General features: G+C 67.7%; 11 protein-coding genes. 6 read left to right on the top strand and 5 right to left on the bottom strand.

What is annotated here, in order from left to right; genetic code table 11:
• Positions 1 to 2: 2 nt before the first annotated feature.
• On the top strand, positions 3 to 1,889 hold the full coding sequence (gene dxs, locus ACAM57_RS22995) for a 1-deoxy-D-xylulose-5-phosphate synthase (RefSeq protein WP_369659062.1): 1,887 nt from the start codon (positions 3 to 5) through the stop codon (positions 1,887 to 1,889).
• Positions 1,890 to 2,002: 113 nt separating this feature from the next.
• Positions 2,003 to 3,085: a TRAP transporter substrate-binding protein gene (locus ACAM57_RS22990; RefSeq protein ID WP_369659061.1), complete on the top strand. Its 1,083-nt coding sequence runs from the start codon at positions 2,003 to 2,005 to the stop codon at positions 3,083 to 3,085.
• A 90-nt stretch (positions 3,086 to 3,175) separates the two neighbouring features.
• On the opposite strand, the gene ACAM57_RS22985 is transcribed toward ACAM57_RS22990, so the two are convergent.
• Positions 3,176 to 5,035, bottom strand: a complete 1,860-nt coding sequence (locus ACAM57_RS22985) for a TRAP transporter large permease subunit (RefSeq protein ID WP_369659060.1) — start codon at positions 5,033 to 5,035, stop codon at positions 3,176 to 3,178.
• Positions 5,036 to 5,056: 21 nt separating this feature from the next.
• A complete protein-coding gene (locus ACAM57_RS22980) occupies positions 5,057 to 5,692 on the bottom strand; it encodes a TRAP transporter small permease subunit (RefSeq protein ID WP_126022871.1) in 636 nt (211 codons plus the stop codon).
• Between the two features lie 235 nt (positions 5,693 to 5,927).
• On the opposite strand from ACAM57_RS22980, the gene ACAM57_RS22975 reads away from it, so the two are divergent.
• Positions 5,928 to 7,148, top strand: coding sequence for an SUMF1/EgtB/PvdO family nonheme iron enzyme (locus ACAM57_RS22975; protein ID WP_240650684.1), 1,221 nt, complete (start codon positions 5,928 to 5,930; stop codon positions 7,146 to 7,148).
• Between the two features lie 16 nt (positions 7,149 to 7,164).
• On the opposite strand, the gene ACAM57_RS22970 is transcribed toward ACAM57_RS22975, so the two are convergent.
• Both ACAM57_RS22970 and ACAM57_RS22965 read right to left on the bottom strand, forming a co-directional pair.
• Positions 7,165 to 8,607 carry an MFS transporter gene (locus ACAM57_RS22970; protein ID WP_369659059.1) on the bottom strand — a complete coding sequence of 481 codons (1,443 nt, stop codon included), beginning with the start codon at positions 8,605 to 8,607 and terminating at the stop codon, positions 7,165 to 7,167.
• 96 nt (positions 8,608 to 8,703) lie between these two features.
• Positions 8,704 to 10,062 (bottom strand): aspartate aminotransferase family protein, encoded by a 1,359-nt coding sequence (locus tag ACAM57_RS22965; protein ID WP_369659058.1) that lies wholly within the window; start codon positions 10,060 to 10,062, stop codon positions 8,704 to 8,706.
• A 106-nt stretch (positions 10,063 to 10,168) separates the two neighbouring features.
• Here ACAM57_RS22965 and ACAM57_RS22960 point away from each other — a divergent pair, with 106 nt between their 5' ends.
• Positions 10,169 to 11,128, top strand: coding sequence for a LysR family transcriptional regulator (locus tag ACAM57_RS22960; protein ID WP_126022886.1), 960 nt, complete (start codon positions 10,169 to 10,171; stop codon positions 11,126 to 11,128).
• A gap of 17 nt (positions 11,129 to 11,145) precedes the next feature.
• Here the strand turns inward: ACAM57_RS22960 and ACAM57_RS22955 are convergent, their stop codons facing one another.
• The gene (locus ACAM57_RS22955; RefSeq protein WP_126022887.1) at positions 11,146 to 11,910 is read right to left on the bottom strand and encodes a FadR/GntR family transcriptional regulator; all 765 of its coding nucleotides are present in this window, start codon (positions 11,908 to 11,910) and stop codon (positions 11,146 to 11,148) included.
• A gap of 220 nt (positions 11,911 to 12,130) precedes the next feature.
• Between ACAM57_RS22955 and ACAM57_RS22950 the strand changes: the two genes are divergently transcribed.
• Complete coding sequence (locus ACAM57_RS22950; RefSeq protein ID WP_184635761.1) at positions 12,131 to 13,336, top strand: ABC transporter substrate-binding protein; 1,206 nt, start codon at positions 12,131 to 12,133, stop codon at positions 13,334 to 13,336.
• A 27-nt stretch (positions 13,337 to 13,363) separates the two neighbouring features.
• Positions 13,364 to 14,224, top strand: a complete 861-nt coding sequence (locus ACAM57_RS22945; protein ID WP_369659057.1) for a branched-chain amino acid ABC transporter permease — start codon at positions 13,364 to 13,366, stop codon at positions 14,222 to 14,224.
• Positions 14,225 to 14,229 lie beyond the last annotated feature (5 nt).

Below are 14,229 nucleotides of genomic sequence, written 5' to 3'. Positions count from 1 at the left end.
CCATGGCTGCTCCGCTGCTTCCCACACTCCACGACCCTTCGCCCATCCGCAAATACGACCGGGCCCAGCTGCGCCAGCTGTCCGACGAGGTGCGCGCCTGCGTGCTCGACAACGTCTCCCGCACCGGCGGCCACCTGAGCTCGAACCTGGGCACGGTGGAACTGACGGTCGCGCTGCACCACGTGTTCAACACGCCGCACGACCGGCTGGTGTGGGACGTGGGCCACCAGACCTATCCGCACAAGATCCTCACGGGGCGGCGCGAGCGCATGCCCACGCTGCGGCAGATCGGCGGCATCTCGGGCTTTCCGCAGCGCACCGAGAGCGAGTACGACACCTTCGGTACCGCCCACTCGTCGACCAGCATCTCGGCCGCCCTCGGCATGGCCATGGCCGCCAAGCAGAAGGGCGAGGACCGCCACACGGTGGCCATCATCGGCGACGGCGCGCTCACGGCCGGCATGGCCTTCGAGGCGCTGAACAACGCGGGCGTGTGCGACTGCAAGCTGCTGGTGATCCTGAACGACAACGACATGTCGATCAGCCCGCCGGTGGGTGCGCTCAACCGCTACCTCGCGCAGCTGATGAGCGGCAACTTCTACGCCGCCGCCAAGAACGTCGGCAAGAGCGTGCTGCGCAATGCGCCGCCGCTGTTCGAACTGGCCAAGCGACTCGAGCAGCATGCCAAGGGCATGGTGGTGCCGGCCACGCTGTTCGAGCAGTTCGGCTTCAACTACGTGGGCCCCATCGACGGCCACGACATCGATTCGCTGGTGCCCACACTGGAGAACCTCAGGCACCTCGACGGCCCGCAGTTCCTGCACGTGGTCACGAAGAAGGGCCAGGGCTACAAGCTGGCCGAGGCCGACCCGGTGGCCTACCACGGCCCCGGCAAGTTCGATCCGCAGGTCGGGCTGGTCAAGCCGGCTTCGGCGCCCAAGCAGACCTTCACGCAGGTGTTCGGCCAGTGGCTGTGCGACACCGCCGCCGCGGACGGCCGGCTGGTGGGCATCACGCCCGCGATGCGCGAGGGCTCGGGGCTCGTGGAGTTCGAGAAGCGCTTCCCCGACCGCTACTACGACGTCGGCATCGCCGAGCAGCACGCCGTGACCTTCGCCGCTGGGCTGGCCTGCGAGGGGCTGAAGCCGGTGGTCGCGATCTACTCGACCTTCCTGCAGCGCGCCTACGATCAGCTGATCCACGACGTGGCGATCCAGAACCTGCCGGTGGTCTTCGCGCTCGACCGCGCGGGCCTCGTCGGTGCCGACGGCGCGACGCATGCGGGCGCCTATGACATCCCGTTCCTGCGCTGCATTCCGAACATGAGCATCGCCTGCCCGGCCGACGAGCGCGAAACCCGCCAGCTGCTGACGAGCGCCTACGAGCAGAACCACCCTGTGGCGGTGCGCTATCCGCGCGGCTCGGGTGCCGGCGCGGCGCCGCATCTCACGCTCGACGCGCTGCCCTTCGGCAAGGGCGAGATCCGCCGCGAGGGCAAGGGCATCGCCATCCTCGCCTTCGGCACGCTGCTGTACCCGGCGCTCACGGCGGCCGAGTCGCTCGATGCAACCGTGGTCAACATGCGCTGGGCCAAGCCGCTCGATGTCGAGCTGCTGCTGAAGGTCGCGGGCACGCACGATGCCATCGTGACGCTGGAAGAGGGCGCGATCATGGGCGGCGCGGGCAGTGCGGTGCTCGAGGCGCTGCAGGCCGCCGGCGTGCAGAAGCCGGTGCTGCAGCTGGGCCTGCCCGACCGCTTCATCGAGCATGGCGATCCGGCCAGGCTGCTTGCCTCCATCGGGTTGGACGCGATCGGCATCGAGGCGTCGATCCGCGAGCGCTTCGTATCCGGCAGCACCCACGCCGACGCAGCCAGAGTCGCAGGGTAAACCCCGGCCGAACACGTGTAAGCGCTTTTTACAATCAAGAAGACTTACCCAAAAGTCCCCAACGCGGTCACAAGCCGCGTTTCGTTTTTCTAAAAGAACCCGGAGTGAATTCAATGGATCGTCGTTCCCTCATCAAAAACGCCGGCATCGCCGGCGTTTTGGCCGCCGGCATCGCGCCCGCCGTCCACGCGCAGACCGCAGTGCGCTGGCGCCTGGCGTCGAGCTTTCCCCGTTCGCTCGACACGATTTTCGGCAGCGCCGAAATGCTGTCCAAGACCGTCAAGGCCTTGTCCGGCGGCAAGTTCGAAATCTCGGTGCACCCCGCCGGCGAACTGATGCCCGCCTTCGGCGTGGTCGACGCTCTGCAGGGCGACACGCTCGAAATGGCGCAGACCGCCGCCTACTACTTCACCGGCAAGGATCCGATCTTCGCGTTCAGCTGCGCAGTGCCCTTCGGCCTGACCGCACGCCAGACCGATTCGTGGAAGGAATACGGCAACGGCCGCAAGCTGCTCGACGCCTTCTTCGCGCAGTACAACTTCCGCACCGCCAGCGCCGGCAACACCGGCACGCAGATGGGCGGCTGGTACCGCAAGGAAATCAAGACGGTCAACGACCTCAAGGGCCTGAAGATGCGCATGGGCGGCGGCGTGTTCGGCGAGGCGATGGCCAAGCTGGGCGTGGTGTCGCAGAACATGCCGGCCGGCGACGTGTACCAGGCGCTCGAGAAGGGCACTCTGGACGCCGCCGAGTTCGTCGGTCCCTACGACGACGAGAAGCTGGGCTTCAACAAGGTGGCACCGTACTACTACTACCCCGGCTGGTGGGAAGGCGGCGCCGACCTCGAGTTCTTCATCAACAACAAGGCCTTCGCCAAGCTGTCGGACGAGAACAAGGCCATCCTCGACGCGGCCACCAAGGTCGCCGCGCGCGACATGATCGCCAAGTACGACGCCTACAACCCGGTGGCGCTCAAGCGCCTCGTGGCCGCCAAGACGCAGCTCAAGCCGTTCCCGAAGGACGTGATGGACGCAGGCTTCAAGGCCTGCATGGCCGTCTTCGCCGAGCACGAAGCCAAGTCGCCCGAGTTCAAGAAGATCCACCAGGACATGCGTGCGTTCCAGCGCGACCAGATCCTGTGGAACCGCTTCTCGGAGTACCCGTTCAACCAGTACATGAACACCGTCAAGATCTGATCCTGCCGCGGTTCACGCAAAAAAAGGCCGGCCCGTGCGAACGGGCCGGCCTTTTTGCTGTTCGCCCCGCGCGAGCGCGAGGCACGGCGTTCAGGGCTTTTGCGGCGGCTGTTGCTGCTTGAGCGCGTCCTGCATCGCCTTCATGGGGTCGTCGCTGGCGCCGCTTTCCGCCGGGGCGGGCGAAGGTGCGGCGCCTTCCGTGGCGCCGGGTGCCGCGGGTTCGGCGCCCGGTGCGGGCTCCGCCCCCGGCGTGGGCTCGGGCGTGCCGCCGTAGGGGTCGGCTGGCGTCGCATCGTTCTCGGGCTGCAGGCTTTCGCGCATCTGCGCACCGATGTCGTCGAGGTTGACCTTGACCTCCTTGTCGAGGCTGCCCGTCACGATCTGCGGAAACGCGATGAGCACGCCCACCATGGTGAGCTGGATCAGCACGAAGGGAATGGCGCCCCTGTAGATCTGCATCGTGGTCACCGGCTCCATGACCTTCTGCGTCACGCGGTCGACGTACTGCTTGTCGGGGGCCACGGAGCGCAGGAAGAAGAGGGCGAAGCCGAACGGCGGGTGCATGAAAGAGGTCTGCATGTTCACCGCGAGCAGCACGCCGAACCAGATCAGGTCGATGCCCAGCTTGTGGGCCACCGGCGCCAGCAGCGGCACGACGATGAACGAGAGCTCGAAGTAGTCGAGGAAGAAGGCCAGGAAGAACACCAGCACGTTCACCGCGATCAGGAAGCCCACAGGGCCGCCGGGCAGGGCCGACAGCAGGTGCTCGACCCAGATCGGGCCGTCGGCGGCCTGGAAGACCAGGCTGAACACCGTGGCACCGATCAGGATGAACATCACGAAGCTCGACAGCTTGGTGGTCGAGGCCAGGGCCTGCTTGAGCAGCGGCATGTTCATGCGCCGGCGGATCCAGGCCATGATCAGCGCGCCGACGGCGCCCATCGCGCCGCCTTCGGTGGGCGTCGCGACGCCCAGGAAGATGGTGCCCAGAACCAGGAAGATGAGCAGCAGCGGCGGGATGAGCACGAAGGTCACGCGCTCGGCCAGCCGGGACAGCAGGTTGAGCTTCAGGCCCTTGTTGATCAGCGCGATCACCAGCGCCACGAACACGCCGCCGCACATGGCGACCACGACCTTCTCGTCGGTGGCGACGAAGGTGACGGGCTCGCCCTGGAACCAGGTGTGCACGGCCTCCATGTTGCGCGCCAGCACGACAGCCACCACGGCAGACAGCGCCGTGATGCCGACCAGCGAGGCATAGCCGCCGCTGCCGTTGGGCTCGCGGAAGGTGCGCGCCTCGGGCGGCAGCGCGGGCACCTGCGCGGGCTTGAAGATCGCGAGGAACACGACGTACAGCACATACAGGCCCATCAGCATGAAGCCGGGCAGGAAGGCGCCCTTGTACATGTCGCCGACGCTCTTGCCGAGCTGGTCGGCCATGATGATCAGCACCAGCGAGGGCGGGATGATCTGCGCCAGCGTGCCCGAGGCGGCGATGACGCCGCTGGTGAGCCGCCGGTCGTAGCCGTAGCGCAGCATGATGGGCAGCGAGATCAGGCCCATCGAGATCACCGAGGCCGCCACCACGCCGGTGGTGGCCGCGAGCAGCGCGCCGACGAAGATCACCGCCAGGGCGAGGCCGCCGCGCATCGGGCCGAAGACCTGGCCGACCGTGTCGAGCAGGTCCTCGGCCATGCCGCTTCGCTCGAGGATGAGCCCCATGAGCGTGAAGAACGGCACGGCCAGCAGCGTGTCGTTGGCCATGATGCCGATCAACCGCTGGGGCAGCCAGGCCATCACCGAAGGCTGGAACACGCCGAGCTCGATGCCGACGAATCCGAAGAACAGGCCGCAGGCGCCGAGGCTGAAAGCGACCGGGAAGCCTAGTAGCAGGAAGCAGATCAGCCCCGCGAACATGATCGGGGCGAAGTTGGCGACGATGAATTCCATGGTGTTCCGGTGCTCGCCTGTTCAGTGCTGTGGCTTGGGCGCGGTGCCCGCTTCGGCCGCGGCTTGGGCGGCGTCCTTTTCGGCCTGCAGGCGCAGGGCCTCGATCAGCTCGGCCTCGGCCGTCTTGTCGGTCAGCCGGCCCATGGGGTCGGGGCCCTGGCCGCGCAGGAAGGCGATGCGCTTGATGAGTTCCGACCAGCCCTGCAGCAGCAGCAGCGTGAAGCCGGCCGGCAGTGCCGCCCACACGGGCCAGCGGATCAGGCCGCCCGAGTTGCCGGACATTTCGCCCGACTGATACATCTGGATGACGACCGGCACCGAAAGGTAGAGCACCGTCAGGCACAGCGGGGTCAGGAAGAACGCGAAGCCGATGATGTCGATCCAGACCTGCTTGCGCTTGGACAGACGGCTGTTGACCACGTCGATGCGCACGTGCTCCCGGTGCAGCAGCGTGAAGCCGGCGGCGATGAGGAACGACCAGGCGAACAGATACCACTGCACTTCGAGGAACGCGTTCGAACTGGTATTGAGCACCTTGCGCACGACGGCATTCAGCGCGCTGATCACCGTCGCGGCCAGGATCAGCCAGATCGCGTATTTGCCCACCTGGGCGTTGAGCCAGTCGATGGCCCGGGAAAGCTTCAGCAAGCCTTGCATCACATCTCCATTTTTGTATTGGATTGCCTCCATATACGAGCGCACCCGACGCACCGGCGTTGTGCGCCGGCGGGTCGGGTGCATGAGGCGGAGCGGATTTTATAGGTGTAATCGAAAGTGTCGTTTCGGGGCGTACCCGAGGATGGAGGCGTGGTCATAATGGCTGATGGCCCAGACACCGCGCCCACCACCGGCCCCGGCTGCGGCAACGCCCCAGTCCATCGACTCCCCCGACATGAGCAAGGCCGGCCGCGACATGCTGTCGCTGGCGCTGATCGACGCGCGCAACCACACCTTGCACCTCCTGTCCCTCTTTGAACAGGCCCTGGGCCGGGACATGCGCGTGGAGCCGATGCCCGATGTGGTGCCGCCGGTGTGGCTTGCCGGCTACATCGGCTGGTTCGCCGAATGGTGGATCGGGCGCAACACGCAACGCGCGTTCGGCGACGAGTGCCCGCTGCGCCCGACGCGGCTGGCGTCCATCGAGCCGGGCGCGGACGACTGGTGGAGCCTGCAGCGGCTGCCCCAGGCGCGGGAGCACGGCATCGCCGACCTGCCCGACCTCGCGCAGACCAAGGCCTACCTGCTGGACACCCTGGAAAGCACCCTCGAACTGCTCGACAACGCCGCCGAGACCGACGCCGGCCTCTACTTCTACCGTCTCGCGCTGTTTCACGAAGACATGCGCGGCGAGCAGTTCGTGGTGATGGCGCAGACGCTGGGTCTGCCCCTGGGCGTCGAGCAGGCGCCCATCGCCGTCACGCGCGAGCCGCTGCTGCTGCCGGCCACGCGCTGGGAGCTGGGCATGCCCGAAAGCGGCTTCGCCTTCGCGCAGGAGCGCGCGGCGCACCGGGTGGACGTGCCCGAATTCGAGATCGACGCCCAGCCCGTCACCTGGAACCAGTACGTCGAATTCGTCGAGGACGGCGGCTACGACCGCGAAGAGCTCTGGCACGGCGAAGGTTGGCGCTGGCTCTCGGCGCAGATCGAGGGACGGCGCGGGCCGCGCCACATCGAGCAGATCGGCGCGGCGCGCAACGGCACGGGCGGCTCGGTGCTGCAGCAGCGCTTTGGTGCCACCGTGCGCGCGGCCGGCCATCACAGCGCCGTGCACCTGAGCTGGTGGGAGGCCGACGCCTGGGCGCGCTGGGCCGGCCGTCGCGTGGCGACCGAGGTCGAATGGGAGATCGCCGCCCATACGGCGGCGCGCCGCGGCTTCCGCTGGGCCGACGTGCACGAGTGGACTTCGGGCACCCTGCAGCCCTGGCCCGGCTACCGGGCCGATCCGTGGAGCGCGGGCACCGAGTTCGATCCGGCCGCTGCCTTCGGCCGGGCGCGCGTGCTGCGCGGCGCTTCGTTCGCGACACGTGCCCGTTTGCGGTCGCTGCGCCGCCGCGGCTTCGCGCTGCCGGAGCGCGACGACGGCTTCTTCGGCTTCCGGACCTGCGCTCTCTGACCCGGCGTCAGGGCACTCAGCGCTCCCCGCCGGCCTCGGAGGCCAGAGGCGGCGCCACTTCCTCCAGCGGCTTGCGTTCCGCGTCGGCCGCATGGCGCAGCGCCAGCAGCCCCGCCACGATGACCAGCCCCGCGCCGATGCAGTAGCCCACCATCACCGCGCCGCGGCTGCCGGTCTCGATCAGCAGGCCGAACAGCAGCGGCGCGGCGAAGCCGCCCGCGCCCATGCCCACCGCGTAGAAGATGGCGATGGCGATCGCGCGCATCTCCAGCGGAAACACCTCGCTCACCGTGAGGTACGCCGAACTCGCCGCGGCCGACGCCAGAAAGAACACCGCCGACCAGCACAACGCCTGCCCGCGCGCGTCGAGCCAGCCCTGCATGAACGCCCAGCCCGTGAGCGCGAGGCCGATGCCCGCGAGCACATAGGTCGCCGCGATCATCCGGCGCCGGCCTACGGTGTCGAACAGCGGCCCCAGCAGCAGCGGCCCGAGCACGTTGCCCAGCGCGAACGGAAAGATGTACAGCGCCACGTTGCCTTCGGGCACGGCGTAGAAGCGGGTGAGCACGAGCGCGTAGGTGAAGAAGATCGCGTTGTAGAAGAAGGCCTGCGAAATCATCAGCGCCAGCGCGACCACGCTGCGCTGCGGGTAGCGCTGAAACAGCACCCGGGCCACTTGGCGCATCGGCGGGCTGTTCGGGCGCGCGGCCGTGTAGTTCACGACGAAGCCCTGCGGCGCGGGCAGCGGGCCGTGCTGCGCCTCGACCTCGGCTTCGATGCGATCGACGATGCGCTTCGCCTCGTCGGCCCGCCCGTGCGCCACCAGCCACCGCGGACTCTCGGGCACGTGGCGCCGCACCAGCAGGATGGCTACCGCCAGCACCGCCCCCAGCGCGAAGCCGGCGCGCCACCCCCACACCGGCCCGATCACGCGCGCGTCGAGCAGCACGAGGCTGAGCGCCGCACCCAGCGCGGCACCGATCCAGAAGCTGCCGTTGATCGCGAGATTCACGCGCCCGCGCACGCGCGCCGGAATCAGTTCGTCGATGGCCGAGTTGATGGCCGCGTACTCCCCGCCGATGCCCAGCCCGGTGATGAACCGGCACAGCGCGAAGAAGGCGAAGTTCGGCGAGAAGGCCGTCGCCAGCGTGCCGACGGTGTAGACCGCGAGCGTGATGAGAAAGAGCTTCTTGCGCCCGAGCCGGTCGGTCATCCGGCCGAAGAGCAGGGCGCCGAGCACCGCGCCCGCGACATACACCGAGCCCGACAGCCCGATCTCGCCGGCAGTGAGCCCGAGCGTGTCGGGCCGCTCCAGCACCGCGCCGATGGAGCCCACCAGCGTGACCTCCAGCCCGTCGAGCACCCAGGCCACGCCAAGCGCGATGACCACGCGCCAGTGCCAGCGCGACCACGGCAGGCGGTCGAGGCGGGCGGGGATGTCTGTTTGGAGCGTTGTCATCGGCAGCCCGGCAGATTCTGGGAATCCGCGGGCCGCCGGGGTGTAGGACCGTGCCGCTGCAGGGCCGTCGCCTGCCGGCGAGTTAACGCTAAAGGCTCAGGCTGTCTCGGCCAGCGCGTCCGCCAGCGCGTTCACCATGCGGTCGATCTCGGCCTTCTCCGCGATGAAGGGTGGGGCGAGCTGGATGGTGTCGCCGCCGTAGCGCACGTAGAAGCCCTTCTTCCAGCAGTTCATCGCGATCTCGTACGGGCGCCGCGCGGGCTCGCCCGGCAGGGCGGCGATGGTCAGGCCGGCGGCCAGGCCGTAGTTGCGGATGTCGGTCACGTGCTTGCTGCCCTTCAGGCTGTGCACTGCGTTCTCGAAGTGCGGCGCCAATGCCTGCACGCGGCCGATCATGTCTTCTTTCTTCAGCACGTCGAGCGCGGCGATGCCGGCGGCGCAGGCCACCGGGTGCGCGCTGTAGGTGTAGCCGTGCGGGAACTCGAGCATGTAGTCGGGGCCGCCCGCCGCCATGAAGGTGTCGTAGATGTCCTTGCTGGCCACCACCGCGCCCATGGGCTGCGCGCCGTTGGTGATCTGCTTGGCGATGTTCATGATGTCGGGCGTCACGCCGAAGGCCTCGGCGCCGGTGAGCGCGCCGCAGCGGCCGAAGCCGGTGATGACCTCGTCGAAGATCAAGAGGATGTTGTTGGCGGTGCAGATCTCGCGCAGGCGCTTGAGGTATCCCTTGGGCGGGATCACCACGCCGGCCGAGCCCGCGAAGGGCTCGACGATCACGGCCGCGATGTTCGATGCGTCGTGCAGCGCGATGATGTCGAGCAGGCGGTCGGCCAGTTCGACGCCGTTGTCGGCCATGCCGCGCGTGAAGGCGTTCGAGGCGAGCTGCGTGTGCGGCAGGTGGTCGGCCTCCACGCCCTGGCCGAAGAGCTTGCGGTTGGCCGCGATGCCGCCGACCGAGATGCCGCCGTAGTTGACGCCGTGGTAGCCCTTCTCGCGGCCGATCAGGCGGGTCTTGCTGGCCTGGCCCTTGGTGCGCCAGTAGGCGCGCGCCAGCTTCAGCGAAGTGTCGGCGGCTTCCGAGCCCGAGCCGGTGAAGAAGACGTAGTCGAGGCCGGCGGGCGTCATCTCCTTGATCTTGTTGGCCAGCTCGAACGAGAGCGGATGGCCGAACTGGAAGGCGGGCGAGTAGTCGAGCTTGGCGATCTGGCGGCTCACCGCCTCGGTGATCTCGGGGCGGCCGTGGCCCAGGCCGGAGCACCACAGGCCCGAGAGGCCGTCGAAGATCTTGCGGCCTTCGGAGTCGGTGAAGTAGGCGCCCTTGGCTTCCACGACGATGCGCGGATCGGCCTTGAAGTTGCGGTTGCCGGTGTAGGGCATCCAGTGCGCGTCGAGCCAGGCGGCGTCGGTGCGCACGGCCGATGCGGATTCGAGGGCAGGGGCTGCTGCGAGGGTCATGTCGATTCCCGCGCGCGGCGGGCTCCGGAGGTGAAGGGATGCGCCGATTGTTCGCAAGCCATTCAGTGTGGAGAATGGCGCAATATCAATGTTCACTTGACGTTTCATGCAAGTAAAGGCGAAAGCCCGGAATGGTGCCTCCGGCACCCGCAACCGCGCCGTGCTGGGGCAGCTCAGCGACATGGACCTGCGCCTGCTCAAGGTGTTCAGGAGCGTGGTCGACTGCGGCGGCATGGCGGCCGCCGAGCTGGAGCTGAACATCGGCACCTCCACCGTGAGCCGCCATGTGAAGGACCTGGAAACCCGCTTGGGGTTGGTGCTGTGCCGGCGGGGCAGGGCGGGCTTCGCGCTCACCGCCGAGGGGCAGCGCGTGTACGACGAGACGCTGCGCCTGCTGGCCTCGGTCGACGCCTTCCGCGGCAGCATCGACGACATCCACAACCGCATGGGCGGACAGCTCGACGTAGCGCTGTTCGACAAGACGGCGACCAACCCGCAGGCGCGCATCGGCGATGCCATCGCGCGCTTCACCGAGATCGCGCCCGAGGTGCGGCTGGCGGTGCACGTGGGCTCGATCAACGCCATCGAGCAGGGCGTGCTGGAGGGCAACTTCCAGATCGGCATCATCCCGGCGCACCGCGCATCCAAGAGCCTGGTGTATGCCGACCTGTTCGACGAGACCATGCTGCTTTACTGCGGCGCGGGGCATCCGCTCTTCGGCGTGAGCCACGACAAGCTCACCTGGGCTCGGCTGCGCGAGCACCATTTCGCGGGGCTGGGCTACCACTCGCCCAACATGGAGCTGAGCCACCGCGCGAAGCTGTCGCGCATGGCCACGGGCTTCGACCAGGAGGCGATCGCGACGCTGATCCTCTCGGGGCGCTTCCTGGGCTTCCTGCCCGACCACTACGCGCAGGTGTTCGAGGAGCGCGGGCTCATGAAGGCGGTGCTGCCGGCGCGTTTCAACTACGCGTGCCGCTTCGTGAGCCTGCTGCGGCGTTCGCCGAAGCCGTCGCGGGCGGTGCTGGCGTTCCAGGAGTGCCTGGAGCAGGCGCACCGGAAGTAGAAGAAGTCGGCGAAAGCTCAGCGCTGCCCGCTCGGCAGCAGCAGGTGCCTGGCGCCGATGTGCGCCTCCATCTCGTGCATGTGCTGCTCGGCGTCGACCATGTGCTCGGTCATCAGGCGGCGCACCTCGTCGGCGTCTTCCCTGCGGTAGGCCGCGAGAAGCTGCGTGTGATAGTCGACGTTCGCCTCGCCGAAGTGGTGATGGTCGAGCGCCTTCTTGTAGACCACGAGGTCGCGCAGCAGATCGTTGAGAAAGCGGCACATGAAGGAGAGCACCGGATTGGGGCAGCTCTCCGCCAGCATGGTGTGGAAGGCGAGTTCGGCCTCGCGCTGGATGCGCAGTTCGTCCTCGCTGGTCGGCTCGACCGTGCACAGCCTGACGTTTTCTTCCAGCTTCTCGAACTGCTCGGGCGTCAGCTTGCCCACCACGCTCACGGCCAGCTCGGGCTCCAGCGCCTTGCGCAGCTGGTAGATGTGATGGCCGTCGAGATGGTGGAAGTGCAGGAAGTTGCGCAGCGGCTCCGACGCGTGCTCCACCGACACCTGCTGCAGGTAGGCACCGCCGCCGGGCCCGGTGCGGATGGAGATCAGGCCGCGCACCTCCAGCGCCTTGAGCGCCTCGCGCACGGTGCTCTTCGAATAGCCGAAGAGCTCGATCAGTTCCTTCTCGTTCGGTAGCCGGTCGCCGGGCTGCTTGCGCTCCGCAACGATCCAGCGCTTGACGTCTTCGACGATGACGTCCGAGAGCTTCTGCCGCTTAGGACGGTTCTGCCCCACTCTCATTGAAACGCTCCATGCCCATCGGGAGATGCGCGGGATGCGCAACAGCGCGCGATCTTAAACGGCGCCGTGCGGGGGATTGGTCTGGTCTTGGGCACAGGGCTTGCTAGCGGGTTTTTACCAGCATATTAATCCAATTTATCCGCTTAAATTCGCCGGCAATCGCAGGCACCCGTTTCCCTTGGTTCCCTTTCTTTCTTCCCCACCAACGACCGGAGAACTCATGCAACGCAGACAACTTCTTCAGCTGGCCGCCCTCTCGGCTGCCCCCGCCTCGCTCCTGGGCGGCCGCGCCGCCTTCGCCCAGTCGGCCGACGCGATCCGATTCGGCTGCCCGGTCCCGATGTCGGGCGCGTTCGCGGCCAACGGCAAGTTCGCCGACCTGGGCATGAAGCTGGCCATCGAGCAGTACGGCAGCGTGCTGAAGCGTCCGCTGGCCTACACGGTGCTCGACACCGAAGGCAAGCCGGCCACTGCCGTGCGCAAGGTGCAGGAAGCCTCGCAACAGCAGGGCGCGAAGTTCTTCGCGGGCGGCATCCTGTCGTCGGAGGCGCTGGCCATGGGCAAGGAGGCCGAGAAGGCCGGCGGCCTGTTCATCACCACCGCGGGCGCCGACGAGATCACCGGCAAGGACTGCAACCCCGCCACCTTCCGCTGGTCGGTGCCCACCTTCGGCGCCATCGAGCAGACGGTGCGCCCGCTGATCGCCAGCATGCCGAAGGCCAAGCGCTGGTACACCATCACGCCGCAGTACGTGTTCGGCGACGGCCTGCTGAGCGCCGCCAAGACCATCTTCCAGGAGAAGGGCATCGAGCACGTGGGCAACAGCTACCACTCGCTCACCGAGAAGGAATTCAGCGGCTACCTCACCAACGCCATGGCCGCCAAGCCCGACGTGCTGCTGCTGCTGAACTTCGGTGCCCAGTCGTCCGCCGCGCTGCGCCAGGCGGTGAGCTTCGGCATGCACAAGAACATGACGATCCTCATGGCCTGGGCCTCGGGCCTGGAGCAGTTCGACGAACTCGGCGCCGACCTGTGCGACGGCGTCTACTTCGGCGCGCAGTACTGGCACACGGCCGACACGCCGCTCAACAAGGACCTGGTGAAGCGCACCGCCGACAAGCTCAAGATCGTGCCCAACTACAGCCTCGCCGGCTCGTACATCTGCACCAAGATCCTGATCGACGGCATCGTGAAGGCCGGCTCGGTCGACCAGAAGGCGGTGATCGCCGCGCTCGAGGGCATGAAGTTCGACGGCCTCACCGGCAGCGAGGAGATCCGCAAGGCCGACCACCAGGTCGTCAAGGACTACTACCTGCTCAAGGGCAAGGCCAAGTCGAAGATGGCGAACCCCGCGGACTACGTCGACGTGGTGAGCTCCGGCAAGTCCTTCCTCCCCGTCGACAAGACCGGCTGCAAGCTGGCCTGAGGAAGCAACAGGGACACCGACTCGCCCATGTCCGTCTACCTGCTCCAGACCATCAACGGAATCGGCATCGGCATGCTGTATTTCCTGCTGGCGGTCGGCCTGTCCATCGTGTTCGGCCTGCTGCGCTTCGTGAACTTCGCGCACGGGGCCTTCTACCTGCTGGGCGCTTACCTCTGCTTCCAGGCCATGCAATGGGGCCTGGACTTCTGGCTCGCGCTGGTGCTCGTGCCGCTCTTCGTGGGCGCGCTGGGCTGGCTGTCCGAGAAGCTGCTGTTGCGCCGCGTCTACGCCAAGGCGCACGAGTTCCACATCCTCGTCACCGTGGGCCTCGCGCTCGCTGTGCAGGAGATGGTGATCGTGTTCTGGGGCCCGCTGGGCAACAGCGTCGCCACGCCCGACCTGCTGCAGGGCGTGGTGATGTGGGGCTCGTTCGTCTATCCGAAGTACCGGCTTTTCGTGATCGGCTTCACGGCCGTGCTCGCGGTGCTGCTGTGGTGGGTGCTCGAGGGCACGCGCCTGGGCAGCGCGGTGCGCGCGGGCAGCGAGTCGACCGAGATGGTGTCGCTGCTCGGCATCAACGTGTTCCGCGTGTTCAGCCTGGTGTTCGCGCTCGGAGCGGCCACGGCGGCGCTGGCCGGCGTGCTGGCCGCGCCGATCCGCGGGGCCGAGCCCTTCATGGGTGTCGAGGCGCTGGCCGTGGCCTTCGTGGTCGTGGTGATCGGCGGGCTCGGCAGCTTCGGTGGCGCGCTCGTGGGCGGCCTGCTCATCGGCATCGTGCAGAGCCTCATGAGCACGATCTGGCCACCGGGGGCGAGCCTGATGATCTACATCGCGATGGCGGCCGTGCTGCTGTTGCGCCCGCATGGCCTGCTCGGCCGCAAAGCATGAACGGA

The organism is Variovorax sp. V15 (genome assembly GCF_041154425.1).
In the GTDB taxonomy this organism is placed as follows: Bacteria; Pseudomonadota; Gammaproteobacteria; order Burkholderiales; family Burkholderiaceae_C; genus Variovorax; species Variovorax guangxiensis.
The sequence above is the reverse complement of the archived record's forward strand: the minus strand, read 5'-3'. Positions and strand labels throughout refer to the sequence as shown.